Here is a 16,376-nt window from a genome sequence, read left to right on the forward strand (position 1 = left end):
CCGCCCGATCGAGGCCTGTCATGGACGGAAGCATCATGGGGAAACAGCAGCAGCGCCGCCTGTTCGGCGCGCCCAGGCTCGAACCCGTCCTGCTGACCGTGACGGCGGCCGCACTCGTCGCGGGCGGCGTCGCCCGACTCGCCGGCGCCTCCGGTCTCGCCGACGTGTGCTGGGCCGTGGGAACCGTCGCCGCCGTGGGCCCGGCGCTCGGCTGGGTGCTGGCCGCCCTCCGGCGCGGCCACGCCGGTGTCGACGTGATCGCCGTGCTGGCGCTCGGCGGCACCCTGCTGGTGCACGAGTACCTGGCCGGAGCGCTGATCGCGCTGATGCTCGCCACCGGCCGCACCCTTGAGGCGGCGGCGCAGCGGCGCGCCTCGCATGATCTGCGGGCCCTGCTGGAACGTGCCCCGCGCACCGCTCGGCTGCTCACCGACGACGGGGTGAGCACGGTCCCGTCGGCGCAGGTCGCCGTCGGTGACCTGCTGGTCGTGGGGCCCGGCGAGGTGGTGCCCGTCGACGGCCGGGTGGCCGGGGCGGAGGCCGTGCTGGACGAGTCCGCGCTGACCGGCGAGCCGCTCACCGTGCGGCGCGTGCAGGGCGAGGCGGTGCGCAGCGGGGTGGTCGACGCGGGCGGCGCCTTCGAGCTGCGCGCCACCGCGACCGAGCAGGACAGCACCTACGCGGGGATCGTGCGGCTGGCCCGGCAGGCGGGCGCGGAGTCTGCTCCGGTGGTGCGGCTGGCCGACCGCTATGCCGCCTGGTTCCTGCCGCTGTCCCTGATGGTCGCCGGCCTGGCCTGGCTGCTGAGCGGCTCCGCCGTGCGGGCGGTGGCGGTGCTGGTGGTGGCGACACCGTGTCCGTTGCTGCTGGCGGCACCGGTGGCCGTCGTCTCCGGTCTGTCCCGGGCCTCCCGTCTCGGCGTGGTGATCCGCGACGGAGGCGCGTTGGAGAACCTGGGCCGGGCCCGGACGCTGCTGCTCGACAAGACGGGCACCCTCACGGCCGGCCGCCCCCGCGTTCTCGACGTGGTCGCCGCACCGCGCTGGCAGCCGGCCCAGGTGCTGCGGCTTGCGGCCTCCCTCGACCAGTACTCCCCGCACGTGCTGGCCCAGTCGGTGGTCGACGCGGCCCGTGAACGGGGGTTGCGGCTGTCCGTGCCCGAGGACGTGTCGGAGGAACCCGGCCGGGGTGCGACCGGCACCGTGGCAGGGCGGCGGATGACGATCGGGCGCCGCGCCGCCCAGACCTCCGAACTGCCCGCCTGGGCAAGGGCGGTGGACAACCGGGCGGTCCTGGACGAGGCGGCCGTGGCCTGGCTCTGTGTGGACGGCAGCCCCGTCGGCGCGGTGCTCCTGCGCGATCCGCTGCGCCCGGACGCCCCGCGCACCCTGCGCCGCCTGCGCGCGGCGGGCATCGAGCGGCTCGTGATGCTCACCGGCGACCGTGCCGAGCCCGCGCGCGAGGTGGGCGCCGTCCTCGGTCTCGACGACGTACGGGCCGATCTCGCGCCCGCCGACAAGGTCGCCGCGGTGCGCGCCGAGCACGAGCGTGCCGTCACCGTGATGGTCGGCGACGGAGTCAACGACGCCCCTGGCCTCGCGGCCGCCGACGTCGGCGTCGCGATGGGCGCCCGGGGCTCCACGGCATCCTCCGAGGCCGCCGACATCGTACTGACCACCGACCGGGTGGACCGCCTGGCCGACGCCGTCGCCATCGCCGTACGGGCCCGGCGCATCGCCGTGCAGAGCGCGCTCGGCGGCATGCTGCTGTCGCTTGCCGCCATGGTCGCGGCCGCCTTCGGCCTGCTGGCTCCGGCCGTGGGCGCCCTGCTGCAGGAGGGCATCGATGTCGCGGTGATCCTCAACGCTCTGCGTGTGCTGCGCGACGACCGGCGGGGCCGGCCGCAGCTCACGCCCTCGGCCGAGGCCCTCATCCACCGGTTCGCCGCGGAACACGACGACCTCCAGGACGTCCTGGACGCCGTACGTGACGCCGCGGACCGGCTGTCGGACGGGGCGGGCCCGCAGTCCCTCGCCGCAGTGGGCGAAGTGCACCGGCTGCTCACCGAGCGCCTGCTGCCGCACGAGGACGCCGAGGAGCACCAGCTGTATCCCGCGCTCGCGCCGACCCTCGGCGGGCCCGAGGCGACCGTCACCATGAGCCGTGCGCACGCGGAGATCGCGCGACTCGCCCGCCGCATCGCCACCCACCTGGCGCTGGCCCGCCGCGACGGTTCCCTGTCACCGGAGCAGCTCGACGACCTGCGGGCCTGCCTCTACGGCCTGCACACCGTGTTGCGCCTGCACTTCACGCAGGAGGAGGAGAGCTACTTCTCCCTCGCCCCCTGAGAGCCCCTTGCGGGCCACGCTCTTCGAGGAGACGACATGACCGATCCCCCGCGAAACCCGGACCCCGCGCGGCCGGTCCTCGACTGCGCCCATCTCATACGGCGGTTCGGCGACCGCACGGCCGTGGACGACGTGAGCCTGCGCATCGCGCCCGGAGAGACGTACGGGCTGCTCGGCCCCAACGGCGCGGGCAAGACGACGACGATCCGGATGGTCTGCGGGCTGCTGCGCCCCGACGCCGGGACCGTGCACGTGGCCGGCCGTCCGGTGAGCACCGCGGCCGGGCCCGCCAAGCAGCTGATCGGCTTCGTCCCGCAGGACGTGGCGCTCTACCCCGACCTCAGCGTGCGCGAGAACCTCCGCTTCTTCGGCCGGCTCTACCGGTTGCCGCGCCGGGGGCTGGAACGGCGCGTCGACGAGGTGCTGGACCTCGTCGACCTGGGCTCGCGGGCGGGCGACCGCGTCGAGTCGTTGTCGGGCGGCATGCGCCGACGCCTCAACATCGGCGCGGGGCTGGTGCATTCGCCGACCCTGCTGGTACTCGACGAGCCCACCGTGGGCGTCGACCCGCAGAGCCGGCACGCGATCCTGGAGAGCGTCACCCGCTTCGGCGAGGAAGGCATGGCCGTCCTCTACACCACGCACTACATGGAGGAGGCCGAGCGGCTGTGCGACCGGGTCGGCATCATCGACCGCGGCCGTCTGATCGCCGAGGGCAGCCCGCGCGAGCTGGTGCAGCTGGTGGCCGAGCGCGACCGGGTCCGGCTGACCGCCGTCGGGGGCCTGTCGGCGTACACGGAGGCCTGCCGCCGGCTGCCCCGGGTCGAGGGCGTGGCGCGCGGCGGCGATCGCGGCGACGTGGTCGAGCTGGTCGTCAAGGATGCGCGGAGCCTCCTGCCGGACCTCCTCGATCTCGCCCACCAGCAGGCCGTCGGCATCCGCAGTGTGGAGATCGACGAGCCCGACCTGGAGGCGGTGTTCCTGCATCTGACCGGCACCGCGCTGAGGGAGTGAGGCGTCGTGCGTGTAGTGCTCGCCATCGCCGCCAAGGACCTGCGGCAGCGGCTGCGCGACCGGTCGGCCTGGGTGATCGTGTTCCTGGCGCCGGTGCTGATCTCCGCGCTGATGGCCCTGGCGTTCAACAACAACGACACGTTCCGCGCGAACCTCGGCGTCGTGGACCTGGACCGTGGTCCGGCCGCCGCCGGGCTCACCGAGGTGCTGAAGAGCCCGGAGCTTCGCGGCACGGTCCATGTGCGCTCCTACGGCGCCGAGGCCGCTGCCCGGCGGGCGGTGGACGCGGGCGACGTGCACGCCGCGATCGTGGTGCCGCAGGGGTTCACCGCGTCGCTGCACGGCGGCGGCGCCGCGCCGGTGCGGGTCCTGGACAGCGTCGACTACGGTCTTCAGGCGCAGCTCGCCCGGGCGGTCACCGAGTCGTACGTCGCCCAGGTCAACGCCGACCGGCTGTCGGTCGCCACGGCCGTCGCCGCGGGCGCCCCGCAGCGCGACATCCCCCGCCTGGCCGCGAAGGCGGCCCTGCTGAGGCTGCCGGAGCGGATACGGGTACAGGGGCTGCCCGACGACCCGCTGAAGGTGATCAGCTACTTCGGGCCGAGCATGGGCATGTTCTTCGTACTGTTCACGGTGGGTTTCGCGGCGCGCGGCTACTTCGTCGAGCAGCAGCAGGGCACCCTCGACCGGATCGCCGCGGCGCCCGTGGGGCGGGGTGCGCTGCTGATCGGCAAGTCGGTCTCGACGTTCGTCTACAGCCTGGCCGGTCTCGCCACCGTGACACTGGTGTCGTGGCTCGCCTTCGACGCCCAGTGGGCCGATCCGCTGGGGGTCGCGGCGCTCAGCGTGGCCATGGCGGTGTCCGTGGTGTGTCTGACGGCGCTGGTCATCGCGCTCGTGCGCACCGAGCAGCAGGCCCAGGGGCTCGCCTCGATCCTGGTCTTCGCGCTCGTCCTGCTCGGCGGCAACTTCGTCTTCGCCTCCGGGACGACGCCGCTGATCCGCCGCCTCGCCCTGTTCACGCCCAACGGATGGGCCCTGCGCGGGTTCACCGACCTGGGCACCGGCGTGCGCGGCTGGGACGCGGTCGGCGCCCCGCTGCTCGGCATCGCCGTGTTCTCGGCGGCCGTGACCGCGCTGACGGTACTGCTTCTTCGGCTGAGGAGGACGTCATGACCGCGCTCGCCGTGACCCGGGCCACCCTCACGCGGGTGCTGCGCGACCGCACGGCGCTGTTCTTCATGGTGCTGCTCCCGGTCGCGATCATCGTCGTCATCGGTGTCACCGTCAGCGGCTTCGACAAGTTCCGGATCGGACTCGTCTCCGCCCCTCAAGCGGGCCCGGTGGCGCAGGAGTTGGCGGCGGACCTGCGGGACGCGCCCGGACTGCGCACCCGCACCTACGACACCGCGGCCGACGCGCGTACAGCGCTGCGCCGGGCCGAGCTGGACGCGGTCGTCGTGGTGCCGTCCGGCCTCGACTCGCAGGTACGGGCCGGGCACTCCGTCACGGTCCCGGTCCTGGTGGAGCCCTCGGGCAGTGCCGGGCACTCGGCCGTGACCTCGGTGTCGGCGGTGGTGGCCGCGCATGCGGCGCGTCTGCAGGCCGCCGGTTTCGCGAGGAACGAGACCGGTAGCTCCTTCGACGGCGCCCTCGCACGCGCCCACGACGCGGAACGGGCCTCGTCCCCCATCGCCGTACGCACCGAGACCGTCAACGGCCAGAGCGACTACCTGCCGCTCGGCTACAGCTACAGCACGCCGACCATGCTGGTGCTGTTCGTGTTCATCAACGCTCTGGCGGGCGGCGCGGCCATCGTGCAGACCCGCCGGACCGGCGTGTACGCGCGGGCACTCGCGGCGCCGGTCGCCGCCCGCACCCTGGTGTTCGGGGAGACGGTCGCCTACCTGCTGCTGGCCCTCCTGCAGTCCCTGCTGATCGTCGGCATCGGCGCGCTGGCCTTCGACGTCGCCTGGGGCGATCCGCTCGCCGCCGGGGCCCTGATCGCCCTGTGGGCGCTGGTCGGCACCGGCGCCGGGGTGCTGGCCGGGGCCGTGTTCCGTACGCCGGAACAGGTGCACGCGATCGGACCGGCCCTCGGCATCGGGATGGGCATGCTGGGCGGCTGCATGTGGCCGCTGGCGCTGGTGCCCGGCTGGTTGCGGGCCGCGGGGCATTCGGTACCGCAGGCCTGGGCCGTCGACGCGTGGACGACGCTGCTGTCCCGGAACGGGGACCTCTCGGCGATCATGCGGGACCTGGCCGTCCTCGCGGGCTTCGCCGTGGTGCTCCTCAGCTGCGCGTCACTGGCCCTGCGGCACCGGCTGACCGCTGGTGCCGGAATGTGACCGACCAACCCGTCGCATCGGGCCGGTCGGCCCGCGAGGGCGGCAACTGCTGAGCGCTGTACTGGAGTGGACGAACTGGCTTGCACTGCTGGAGGAGAGGGGAACGACATGATGGCACCTCGCGCCCTGCGCCGTGTCGCGCTGGGCGGCGTACAGCCGGCCCTCGCGGCGTCGGCACCGGCGTCCACGACCGGCATCCGTACGGCCGCCGGGCCTGCACGGGGACACCCGTCGCCGGGGCATGGCCCTGCTGGCGCTCGCCCAGCGCCAGCAGGGCCACCGGCTGGGACATTGACGGCGGCGAACTGCCCGACCATCTGCCGGTGGTCCTGGAGTTCGCGGCACTCACCGGGCCCGGCTCCGGTGAGGCACCCCTGCGCAAACTCGCCGCCCATGGCCCGCCGACCAAGGACGTCGGACTCGACCCCTACGGGGCCTACGGCGACGGGGAGTTCGCCCCGCCGCAGACCTTCGTGCCGCCGCTGCCCGCCCCGCCGACCCGCGTGCCCTCCGGCGCGGCCGCCCGTTCGGAGGACGCGCGACGAACGCCGCATTCGCCTCCCTGGCCGCCGCCCCCGCAAGCGGCGCCGACCTGCTGCCGTGGGTCGCCTTCCGTACATCTGCCTCGCCGTGTTCGTGGTCGGGCACGTGTGGCGCTGCTGCCAGAACCAGTTCGGCTGGCCCCCCACACCAGCCGGCTCCTGCAACACCGCTGGCTGCGCTGGGGCAGCCAGCCGTTCCACCTGGCGCGAAGGCAGCAAAGGGCCTATGGCCTCGCGCTTTGCGGTGCCCCAGGTGCGGTCCTCGGGCAAGGAAGCCGCGAGCTCAAGCACGGCCCGGGCCTGGACCACTTCGAGGGCCGTACCTGGCGCGGCCGGCACCACCACGTCACCCTCGTCACCGCCGCACAGGCCTTCCTCACCGTGCGGCGTCACGACCCAAAAGCCAGTACGACAGCCTGAGCCTCTACCAAGTCCTCGACGCGCTGCAGGACCTGCTGCGGTGCTGGGACGGCACCTGCACCACCTGCGGCCGCCCCCTCACCGCAAGCAGAACCAGAACCTGACGAAGCAGCCGGCATTGCAGCAATCACGCACGATTCGGGGCCTCGTGTGGTCCTGGGGCTCTGTTTGATCCTATTCAGCCGTACCAGTCGTGTGTCCATCACTCGTGCCGACGGCGGGTGCGCGTATCACCTCGGCGTTCTCGATGATGTGGCGCAGCTCCGCGACGAACCGGGCGGCGGGTGCGCCGTCGATCACGTTGTGGTCGAAAGTGATCGTCAGGTCGAGCACGTCACGGACCTCGATCCGTTGGTCCACGACACGGGGGCGCTGGATCGCACCGCCGATGACTACCTGGAGGGGCATCAGACTCGGCGGGGCAATGCCGAACCCGCCGCCGGCGCCGAACATTCCCACTGCTGTGACCGCGACTGTCCCGGTCAGCCGACGAAGCCGGACGGACCTGGCCAGCACTGCGTACATCGTCGGCACGATGCCGGGAAGGCGGGTCATGGTGGTGCCGAAGCGGTCAAGGAGACGCCCTGTGTCCGTCGTGGCGTAGTCGCGCTTGGCGGCCCGCAGTTCTGCCGTGAGGTGCTCCACATCGCGGATGTCGGCGTCGTGCAGTACATGCGGGAGAGTGAAGAGGCCTTGCGGTGTCGTGACCTCCACGAGCGTGTTCACGTCGACATGGCGGTGCCGGACCAGTCGGCCGCGCCAGTTCCGGTAGGCATGCACCTGCGGGTGTGCCGCTGCTGCGCGTGCGACGGACGCCACGATGAATGCGGTGAACGACACCGGTTCCGTGGACCGCGTGAGCAGGTTCCGCGCCGTCGTGACGTCCAGATCGACGAGGCTGTGCATGGCCGCCATGTGTCGCCCGGCCCGCACGGCCGCGATCACCAGCCGCCGACTCGGCGGGAAGGGCCGGACGTCGACCCCGCGTGACCGGTCCGCAGCAGCGGGGGGAGTTGGCTGGCGCATGCGGTCCGGTGTCATGCCGTGCTTGCGCATCGAACGGCTCCTTGCTGTCGGTTTCGGTCGCCACCTCCCGGAGCAGTAGCTCGGGCAGCGGTCTGCCGTCACGCGTCACCGTCCCGGGCCCCTGCGGGCCGAGATCCCTGTTCCGCAGCCGCCTTGACAGCGCGGAGCGTCCCGCGCAGAACGACGCCGACCCCTGCGGAGACGAGCATCCAGTAGCGGGCGAAGCGGGCGGTGGATTCCGGGTCGGTGCAGGCGGTGCGCGCCTCGTAGGTGAGCAGGGACCGCTGGGCGCCGTACGGATGGACCACGAAAGCGGCCGCCATCTTCGCCCAGCCGGCCTCGCCGAATGACGTGAAGTGCTCCGGTTCGACCCGCCGCCACTCGATCGAGGGCTGCCACGGCTTCCCGACGGCCCCGAAGACGAGTTCACGGCCCGGACGCTCACCCAGTGCCACCCAGGGCTGGCCCTCCCACGCTTCTCCGACGGTGTCGAACAGGTCGGCCACCCGCATGGAGGGCGGGGTCGTCATGGGCCGGCGGCGCAGCCGGTCGGGCAACCCGCGCACGCGCATGGCCGCGTCAAGGAGCGGGGAGTGGATCGTGAGCAGGTCCAGCCCGCGCGCTGCCTCGTGGGCGACGGACGGCGCCGCGGCGATCGCCACACATTCGAGTCGGGAGAACCTGAACGCCGGCAGCACGCCGTCCAGGAGCAGCGGGCCTCCAGCGGGCTCGAAGGTCGAGTCGGCGCTCATCACGGCCTCCCGGGGTGTGCGGTCACGTGGTCCGCCGTTGCCGCGCCCGGAGGTTGTGGAACTGGCGGGTCTGCATGATGAAGTGAGCGGGTTCCCAAAACATCAGATCCATCGGACCGGTGAGCACGCGCGGGCGGCTTCGACCGAGGGTGCGGACGACAAGGCGGGTGCCCGCGCCAACCGGTTCGAGGTGGAAGCCCCAGACCGAGCTGACGAACGCGCGGGGCGCGGGTCCATGGGATGGGTCGAACGGGCGGCCTGAAGGAAGTCGCGTGTCGTCCCGCAGCACCAGGGTCCGTTCTGGTACCAGCATCGCGACGGTGAACCAGGCGCGGCCGCCGGGCACCGAGGCAAGCCGCTGTCCTCGCTCCAGGCTCTGCCACTGGGGAACGATGTGATCCGCGCTCGGTCGCCCACCGTTGTCCAGCCGGTCCCAGCTGTACCAGCCGCCGCGGTCGCAGCCCATCTGGGCCAGCCATGGCCAGACCTTCGACGGCGGCGCGGGCAGGGTCGTGGCCATGGTCGAGCCACTGCCGGCACCGGGGATGAGCTCGTCCCCGGGATAGGCACGTGCAGCCTCGTCGCGAGTCGCGCCCCAGGTCAGCATCCTCGGCCGCAGGATCAGGCCGTGCAGCACCAAGGCGACCGCGACGGAAGCGACGGCAGCCGGCCCGAGCGTGGCACGTTCGCTCACACTTCGAGAGTTACTCATCCGACTCCCTGGCGCCAGGGGACTCTCGGTGATGGCCGGGCTGCCCGGGGCCTGGATGGTGCTGGTGGGCCCGCCTGCAGGTGCGTCGACGGACCGCCGTCGCTCATGATGGAAAGGGAGCCGAACGGCGCTTGGAGTTCACGTCCGCGGAGGTGAGCGAAGCCATGAAGGTGGGAGTGCTGACCGGCGGCGGCGACTGTCCCGGTCTCAATGCCGTGATCCGCAGCGTGGTCCGCAAGGGCGTCCAGGAGTACGGCTTCGACTTCGTCGGTCTGCGCGACGGCTGGCTCGGTGCGCTGCGGAGCCACGTGGTGCCACTGGGTATCCAGGAAGTGCGGGGGATCCTTCCCCGCGGCGGAACCATCCTCGGCTCCTCCCGCACCAACCCGTTCAAGCACGAGGACGGGGTGAAGCGCATCCGGGACACGCTCGCCGCGCACGAGGTGGACGCGCTCGTCGTGATCGGCGGCGAGGACACGCTGGGCGTGGCCACCGAGCTCAGCCGACAAGGGATCGATCTGGTGGGCGTGCCGAAGACCATCGACAACGACGTGTCCGGCACCGACTGCACTTTCGGCTTCGACACGGCCGTGGGGATCGCGACGGAGGCGATCGACCGTCTGCACACCACTGCCGAGTCGCACATGCGAACGCTGGTGGTGGAGGTGATGGGTCGGCATTCCGGGTGGATCGCACTGCGGGCCGGTGTCGCGGGCGGGGCCAACGTGATCCTCGTTCCGGAGCGGCCCTTCGACATCGACCAGGTCTGTGCGTGGGTGAAGAGCCGGTTCAAGATCAATTACGCGCCGATCGTCGTGGCGGCCGAGGGGGCGGTCCCCAAAGAGGGACAGATGATCCTCAAGGACCGGACACTCGACGAGTTCGGCCATGTGCGGCTGTCGGGCATCGGCGAGTGGCTGGCCCAGGAGATCGAGCAGCGCACGGGCACGGATGCCCGTACCACGGTCCTTGGTCACATCCAGCGCGGCGGCACCCCGAGCGCCTTCGACCGCTGGCTGGCCACGCGCTTCGGGCTGCATGCCATCGATGCGGTCAACGACGGCGACTTCGGCATGATGGTGGCTCTGCGTGGCACCGAGATCATCCGCATTCCCCTCGCCGAGGCCACCGCGCACACCAAGCTGGTGGATCCGTCGCTGTACGACGAGTTCCAGGTGTTCTTCGGCTGAGCCGCTGCCCGGTCGGTCGGTGCGCGGGGCGATCGCCACCGGAGACGGCTGCGGTGCAGCAAGGCGCGCGCGACCGGCCCCAGTTGGCCCTCGGTCGCGCGTGAGTCGGCGGATACTCATCCTGCCCTGGGCGCAGGGCGTCTGAGAAGCTGTCGGGCCTCCCGGTCCGCCGAGGTGGCGCTGCCCTCCGGTCACGAACAGCGTCCGCGGGGAAACGGCCTCGGCTGCAAAGGGCCCACGCTTGTACGGTCGGCAGAGGCGCCCCGGGCGCCTAGGCGGCCGCGAACGCAAATTCGGCATCTCATTGACCGGCCGGTGCGTCGAAGCCCATCGCCTCGGCGGCACCACTTTGGCACCCAGTACGCGGTGTCTCCACAGCCGGACCCCATCGCCCGCAAGCGGCGGAGACGCATGCACGAGACGCGGGGGAATCCGCGCAGCGCCGCTCCGGGCTGCGTTCGGGCCCGTCCATGCCCACCAGCGGGAGACTCGCCGCGTCCTCCCCTCGATGCACGCTGCTCGGCCGGGTGACAGGTGCCGATCAGTCGTCTCGCCGCAGACTCAGGCCCCGACCGCCTCCTCGTCGTCGACGGGAACGCCCAGTCGGCCTGCCACCGTGGTGAGGGCCGCTCCGAGCGGTAGGTCGACCCGGGTGACGGCGTGCCGGTCGCCGCGGGTCACGTCCCGGTTGATGATGAGCACCGGTTTCCCCGCCTGCGCGGCCTGGCGGACGAATCGCAGTCCGGACATCACCGTCAGCGAGGATCCGAGGACGAGCAGTGAGTCCGCCGCGTGGACGAGGGCGCGGCACTGTTCGACCCGGTGGCGCGAGACCGCCTCGCCGAAGAACACCACGTCCGGCTTGAGGATCCCGCCACAGAGGGTGCAGGGCACGACCTGGAAGTCTCCGACCTGGTCGTCGGTGAGATCGGCGTCACCATCAGGATTCATACCGGCGGCGACCGGCGCGAAAGCGGGATTGGCCTCCTCCAGTCGTCGGGCGAGTTCCCTGCGCGCGAGGAGGACGCCGCAGCCGAGACAGACCACCCGGTCGAGGCTGCCGTGGAGTTCGACGACGCCCTCGCTGCCGGCGGCCTGGTGGAGCCCGTCCACGTTCTGGGTGATCACCCCGGAGATCAGCCCCTGCCGCCCGAACGCGGCCACCGCCCGGTGCCCGGCGTTCGGCCGCGCCTTGCCGAAGGCCCGCCAGCCGAGGTGACTGCGTGCCCAGTACCGCCGCCGCGCGTGCGCGCTGTCGGTGAAGTCCTGGTAGAGCATCGGGGTGTGCCGGCTCAGGCTGCCGCCCTCACCTCGGTAGTCGGGGATGCCCGACTCGGTGGAGATGCCCGCACCGCTGAGCACCAGTACCCGCCCGGCCGCCAGCGCGTCGACGACCGGCTGCAGGTCCGTCGTGCTCGGCGGCGGGTCCTCGGTGGGGGTCCAGCTCAGGGTGGGGCGCATGCGCATGGCGCCAGGGTACGAAACCCGCCGACCGATGCCGCGACGCCAAGGCGCACCGGACGGTCGACAGCGCCGTCGGGGCTCCATGGTGTCGACGTCGTACCCCGGATCCGCGAACGGGCTTCCGACTCTGGATCGGCCGTGCCGTACGGCGCCGACGGCTCGTACCGGGGCTTCGACAACGCCCTGCACACGGTCGGCAGCGGTCACTCGGCGAGGTACGCCGACTTCTCCACCTGGGACAGCTACCACTCCCAGGCCCAGCTCACCGCACTGCTCGACCCGCCGGCCGCCTCCGCCATGGCGTAGTCCGTCATCGACGGCTACCAGCAGGGCGGCACCCTCACCAAGTGGGGCATGGAGACCGCCGAGGCGCACATCATGGTCGGCGACTCCGCCGTACCGCTGCTCGCCGCCTACTACTCCTTCGGCTCCCCCACCATCCAGCACGACCTGGAGGTCTTCGACAAGCAGTGGGGGCTGCCCGACACCCAGGTCGACGTGGTGAAGTGGGGCGACGTCCCGGCCTACGACCCCACCGACCCGGACGCGCGCTCATCGTCCTCGTCGAGACCGGCGTCTCGGAGACCGAGGGCCCGGTGGGCATTCCCGAGATGCAGAGTGCCATCAACGACCTGGCGAAGAACGCCAGGGGCGACGTCGTCTCCATGAGCCGGGCCACCAGCGAGGCCTGCTTCCCCGGCTTCGACCTCGGCGACTGCACCAGCCTCACGACCCTGCGCTACGGCTTCCACGAGGCCGCCCGGCACGGTCTCACCCTCACCGCCGGCTCCGGCGACGGCGGCGGCCACGCCAACCGGGCGGACGCGGCCTGGCCTGCCGGCGACCCCTTCGTCACCGCCATCGGCGGCACCGAGCTCTACCTGGACGACACGGGCAACCGCGTGTAGTCGGACGAAGCCTGGTCGGGAAGCGGCGGCGACTACTCCAAGGTCTTCGCCCGCTCCTGCCAGAACCCGGTCGCCTCGGTCGTGGGCCGACACCGCGGCACGCCGGACATCAGCATGGCGGCATCCCCGGCTGGCGCCCTGTGGCTCTACTCGTCCTACGACCCGACCCGTACCGGCTGGACGGCAGGCGGCAACGGCACCAACGAGTCGTCTCCCCTCTTCGCCGCCGTCGTAGCCCTCACCGACCAGCTCGCCGGCCACCGTCTGCGCCAGGTAGACCGCCTCCTTTACCACCTCTACGGCCACCCGAACACCGGCCTGGTGGACGTCACGAAACTCGTCCATGCTCTGGCCGGACAGCGCTGACCGACGCGGCGGAGCACTCATGTCCGTCGCGCCGTAAAGGCCCAAAGGCATAAGGCGGGCTACCGCCCGAGCACCCGGGCGGCGGCTCCACCAGCCCTCGCTGTCCGCCCCGGCCCCATGAGAGACCGGGTCGGGCCTGTCATCCGGTCATCTTCTTCCGCCACTGGGGGCCGACGAGCTCCCACTCGGCCTCCCAGGCGCGCATGCGCCGTCGGTCGAGCCGTTGCCGTGTCACCCGTCCGCAGCCCAGGGCCACGCCGCCGGCCGCCGCCGCGGCCAGCGCGCCCGTCAGAGCCGACTCCACACGCGCTTCCGCCACAGTGGAAGGCCGGGTGGTCAACTCGCCACGGCTGTCGATCCAGACGGTGACCGACGTACCGGCGGTGCTGCTCGGGTCGACCCGAGTCAGGCCCGTGTGCGTGGATCCGTCGGCGGCCGTCCAGCGCGCCTTTGCCCACACCGTGGCACCGCCGTCCGTCGACACGGCCCCGGACCTGTCCGCGTTATCGGTGAGCTCGGCCGGCACGGCGTGCACGACGGCGCGTCGTGCGGCGAGGCTGTCCAGCATGGCCGCATCCGCCGCAAAGCCCGCGAGCAGGCCGCCCACCAGGGCGACGATCCAGGTGGCCAGAACCATCCAGGCCTCGACGGAGTCGCTGTGCCGGCGCAGGGGATTGCGCCGCCACCGCCAGAACCGCACCTTCTTCACCCGGGTGGGACGCGTCCGTGCCATGGCCCGACACCCCCTTGTCTCTCGGCTCGAAGATCTACCGGAGGGACGTGGCCTTCTCCCAGGCTCGGTCATGGCAGCCGGAAACGCATGGGCCGATCGGCCCCCGTCGTGAAGTCCACGCTCAGCCGTTCCAGGTCCAGTCCGCGACCTCCGGCAGGTCGGTGCCGTGGATGCGGATCCAGTCGTGATGGCGCAGACGTGTGTCCTCCATGCGCTGGCGCACGGCCGCTGCTCGTACGGCCAGCCCGGGCACGCGGTCGATGACGTCCATGACCAGCCGGTAGCGGTCCAGGTCGTTGCGGACGACCATGTCGAACGGTGTGGTCGTGGTGCCGGACTCCTTGTAGCCGCGCACATGGAGGTTCTTGTGGCCGGTGCGGCGGTAGGCGAGGCGGTGGATCAGCCACGGGTAGCCGTGGTAGGCGAAGATCACCGGCTTGTCCTTGGTGAACAGGCCGTCGTACTCGAAGTCGCTCATGCCGTGCGGGTGCTCCTCGCGGGGCATCAGGCGGGCCATGTCCACGACGTTCACCACGCGGACCGCGAGGTCGGGCAGGTGGTGGCGGAGCAGCTGGGCGGCGGCCAGCACCTCCTGGGTGGGTACGTCTCCGGCGCAGGCGAGGACGACGTCCGGTTCGCCGCCGTTCTCCGTGCCCGCCCAGTCCCAGATGCCGGCTCCGCGGGCGCAGTGGGCGCGGGCCTGGTCCATGGACAGCCAGTCGAAGCAGGGCTGCTTGCCGGCGACGATCACGTTCACGTAGTCCCGGCTGTGCAGTGCGTGGTCCGCGACGGACAGCAGCGTGTTGGCGTCCGGCGGCAGGTAGACCCGTACGACCTCGGGGCTCTTGTTGAGGACGTGGTCGACGAAGCCGGGGTCCTGATGGGAGAAGCCGTTGTGGTCCTGGCGCCACACGTGTGAGGTCAGCAGGTAGTTGAGGGAGGCGATCGGGGCGCGCCACGGCAACCGCCTTGACGTCTTCAGCCACTTGATGTGCTGGTTGACCATCGAGTCGACGATGTGCACGAAGGCCTCGTAGCAGGAGAACAGCCCGTGCCTACCGGTGAGGAGATACCCCTCCAGCCAGCCCTGGCAGGTGTGTTCGGAGAGGATCTCCATCACACGGCCGTTCCGGTCCAGGTGCTCGTCGACCGGGAGGTGCTCAGCCTGCCAGGCCTTGCCACTGGCGTCGAAGACGGCCTGCAGCCGGTTGGAGGCGGTCTCGTCCGGGCCGACGACCCGGAAGTCGCGGCGGGCCGAGGTGTCCTCCATGACCTTTGCCAGGAGGTCACCGAGGACCCGGGTCGGCTCGTGGAGGGTGGCGCCCGGCTTGTCGACGGGTACGGCGAACCGGTCGAGGGACGGGACGGGCAGGTCGCGGACGAGCAGACCGCCGTTGGCGTGCGGGGTGGCGCCCAGCCGCCGGCTCCCCTCGGGGACGCAGGCGAGGGCATCGGCGACCGGCCGGCCGTCGACGTCGAACAGTTCCTCGGGGCGGTACGAGCGCAGCCACGCCTCCAGCTGCCGCAGGTGCTCCGGGTTCTCGCGGACGCCGGCCAGCGGGACCTGGTGGGCACGCCAGGTGCCCTCGACCGGCACGCCGTCGACCTCGGCGGGCCCGGTCCAGCCCTTGGGGGTGCGCAGCACGATGACCGGCCAGTGCGAGCGCTCCGCCACGCCGTCCTCGCGGGCCGACTGCTGCAGCGCGGCGATGCGGTCCAGTGCGTCGTCCATCGCCCGCGCCATCGCGCGGTGGACGGTGGCAGGGTCGTCGCCGCCGACGTGGATCGGCGAATGGCCGTAGCCGCGCAGCAGCTCGTCGAGCTCGTGCTCGGGCAGCCGGGACAGCACCGTCGGGTTGGCGATCTTGTAGCCGTTGAGGTGGAGGATCGGCAGCACGGCGCCGTCGTGGACCGGGTCGAGGAACTTGTTGGAGTGCCAGGAGGCGGCCAGCGGTCCGGTCTCCGCCTCACCGTCGCCGATCACACAGGCGACCAGCAGATTCGGGTTGTCCAGGGCCGCCCCGTAGGCATGCGAGAGCGAGTAGCCCAGTTCACCGCCCTCGTGGATCGAGCCGGGGGTCTCCGGCGCCACATGGCTCGGCACACCGCCGGGGAAGGAGAACTGGCGGAACAGACGCTCCATTCCGGCGCCGTCCCGGCCGACGTTCGGATACGTCTCGCTGTAGCTGCCCTCCAGCCAGGAGTTGGCCAGCACGGACGGTCCGCCGTGACCCGGGCCCCAGATGGCCAGGGCATCGATGCCTCGGGCCTTGATGACGCGGTTGAGGTGGGTGTGGACGAGGTTCAGACCGGGCGAGGTGCCCCAGTGGCCGAGCAGCCGCGGCTTGATGTGCTCCGGCAGCAGCGGTTCACGCAGCAGCGGGTTGGCCATGAGGTAGATCTGTCCGGCGGACAGGTAGTTGGCGGCACGCCAGTGCGCGTCCAGGGTGCGCAGTTCGTCGTCGGTCAGTACGGTGCTGCTGTTCTGGTGTTCGACCTTGGGCATCAGGGACTCCGGAAGTCATCGGCGTGGGGCAACGGGGCGGTGGAGGC

The 16,376-nt window shown here is 71.8% G+C and carries 15 protein-coding genes and 2 pseudogenes; 11 read left to right on the forward strand and 6 right to left on the reverse strand.

What is annotated here, in order from left to right; all coding sequences use genetic code 11:
* Positions 1-20: 20 nt before the first annotated feature.
* The 6 genes and pseudogenes from ACWDAG_RS04790 to ACWDAG_RS04815 form a co-directional block, all read left to right on the forward strand.
* Positions 21-2,348 (forward strand): heavy metal translocating P-type ATPase, encoded by a 2,328-nt coding sequence (locus ACWDAG_RS04790; protein ID WP_450694150.1) that lies wholly within the window; start codon positions 21-23, stop codon positions 2,346-2,348.
* 36 nt (positions 2,349-2,384) lie between these two features.
* Complete coding sequence (locus ACWDAG_RS04795; RefSeq protein ID WP_450694151.1) at positions 2,385-3,362, forward strand: ABC transporter ATP-binding protein; 978 nt, start codon at positions 2,385-2,387, stop codon at positions 3,360-3,362.
* Between the two features lie 6 nt (positions 3,363-3,368).
* Positions 3,369-4,538: an ABC transporter permease gene (locus ACWDAG_RS04800; protein WP_450694152.1), complete on the forward strand. Its 1,170-nt coding sequence runs from the start codon at positions 3,369-3,371 to the stop codon at positions 4,536-4,538.
* Positions 4,535-5,710, forward strand: a complete 1,176-nt coding sequence (locus ACWDAG_RS04805) for an ABC transporter permease (protein ID WP_450694153.1) — start codon at positions 4,535-4,537, stop codon at positions 5,708-5,710. The genes ACWDAG_RS04800 and ACWDAG_RS04805 overlap by 4 nt, the downstream gene beginning before the upstream one ends.
* Before the next feature lie 214 nt (positions 5,711-5,924).
* Positions 5,925-6,219, forward strand: a pseudogene (locus tag ACWDAG_RS04810) (nitrate reductase molybdenum cofactor assembly chaperone); the annotation flags it as partial.
* A gap of 309 nt (positions 6,220-6,528) precedes the next feature.
* A pseudogene (locus ACWDAG_RS04815) lies at positions 6,529-6,672 on the forward strand (IS701 family transposase); the annotation flags it as partial.
* Between the two features lie 174 nt (positions 6,673-6,846).
* Here ACWDAG_RS04815 and ACWDAG_RS04820 read toward each other — a convergent pair.
* The 3 genes from ACWDAG_RS04820 to ACWDAG_RS04830 all read right to left on the reverse strand — a co-directional run bounded on the left by ACWDAG_RS04820 (position 6,847) and on the right by ACWDAG_RS04830 (position 9,144).
* A complete protein-coding gene (locus ACWDAG_RS04820) occupies positions 6,847-7,728 on the reverse strand; it encodes a 2-oxo acid dehydrogenase subunit E2 (protein ID WP_450694154.1) in 882 nt (293 codons plus the stop codon).
* 68 nt (positions 7,729-7,796) lie between these two features.
* A complete protein-coding gene (locus ACWDAG_RS04825) occupies positions 7,797-8,450 on the reverse strand; it encodes a hypothetical protein (protein WP_450694155.1) in 654 nt (217 codons plus the stop codon).
* Positions 8,451-8,472: 22 nt separating this feature from the next.
* On the reverse strand, positions 8,473-9,144 hold the full coding sequence (locus tag ACWDAG_RS04830; RefSeq protein ID WP_450694156.1) for a hypothetical protein: 672 nt from the start codon (positions 9,142-9,144) through the stop codon (positions 8,473-8,475).
* Positions 9,145-9,326: 182 nt separating this feature from the next.
* Here ACWDAG_RS04830 and ACWDAG_RS04835 point away from each other — a divergent pair, with 182 nt between their 5' ends.
* On the forward strand, positions 9,327-10,352 hold the full coding sequence (locus ACWDAG_RS04835; protein ID WP_450694390.1) for a 6-phosphofructokinase: 1,026 nt from the start codon (positions 9,327-9,329) through the stop codon (positions 10,350-10,352).
* A gap of 561 nt (positions 10,353-10,913) precedes the next feature.
* Here ACWDAG_RS04835 and ACWDAG_RS04840 read toward each other — a convergent pair.
* Positions 10,914-11,819: an NAD-dependent protein deacetylase gene (locus tag ACWDAG_RS04840; protein ID WP_450694157.1), complete on the reverse strand. Its 906-nt coding sequence runs from the start codon at positions 11,817-11,819 to the stop codon at positions 10,914-10,916.
* A 135-nt stretch (positions 11,820-11,954) separates the two neighbouring features.
* On the opposite strand from ACWDAG_RS04840, the gene ACWDAG_RS04845 reads away from it, so the two are divergent.
* From ACWDAG_RS04845 to ACWDAG_RS04860, 4 genes are all read left to right on the forward strand, one after another.
* The gene (locus ACWDAG_RS04845) at positions 11,955-12,122 is read left to right on the forward strand and encodes a glycoside hydrolase domain-containing protein (RefSeq protein ID WP_450694158.1); all 168 of its coding nucleotides are present in this window, start codon (positions 11,955-11,957) and stop codon (positions 12,120-12,122) included.
* A gap of 48 nt (positions 12,123-12,170) precedes the next feature.
* Complete coding sequence (locus ACWDAG_RS04850; RefSeq protein ID WP_450694159.1) at positions 12,171-12,485, forward strand: hypothetical protein; 315 nt, start codon at positions 12,171-12,173, stop codon at positions 12,483-12,485.
* The gene (locus ACWDAG_RS04855) at positions 12,482-12,724 is read left to right on the forward strand and encodes a hypothetical protein (RefSeq protein WP_450694160.1); all 243 of its coding nucleotides are present in this window, start codon (positions 12,482-12,484) and stop codon (positions 12,722-12,724) included. Before ACWDAG_RS04850 ends, ACWDAG_RS04855 begins: the two co-directional genes overlap by 4 nt.
* Before the next feature lie 114 nt (positions 12,725-12,838).
* Positions 12,839-13,090: a hypothetical protein gene (locus tag ACWDAG_RS04860; protein ID WP_450694161.1), complete on the forward strand. Its 252-nt coding sequence runs from the start codon at positions 12,839-12,841 to the stop codon at positions 13,088-13,090.
* A gap of 139 nt (positions 13,091-13,229) precedes the next feature.
* On the opposite strand, the gene ACWDAG_RS04865 is transcribed toward ACWDAG_RS04860, so the two are convergent.
* Positions 13,230-13,823: an Rv1733c family protein gene (locus ACWDAG_RS04865; protein WP_450694162.1), complete on the reverse strand. Its 594-nt coding sequence runs from the start codon at positions 13,821-13,823 to the stop codon at positions 13,230-13,232.
* 121 nt (positions 13,824-13,944) lie between these two features.
* Complete coding sequence (locus tag ACWDAG_RS04870; RefSeq protein WP_450694163.1) at positions 13,945-16,329, reverse strand: phosphoketolase family protein; 2,385 nt, start codon at positions 16,327-16,329, stop codon at positions 13,945-13,947.
* Positions 16,330-16,376: the final 47 nt, after the last annotated feature.

It is taken from the genome of Streptomyces sp. NPDC001157, from assembly GCF_053598255.1.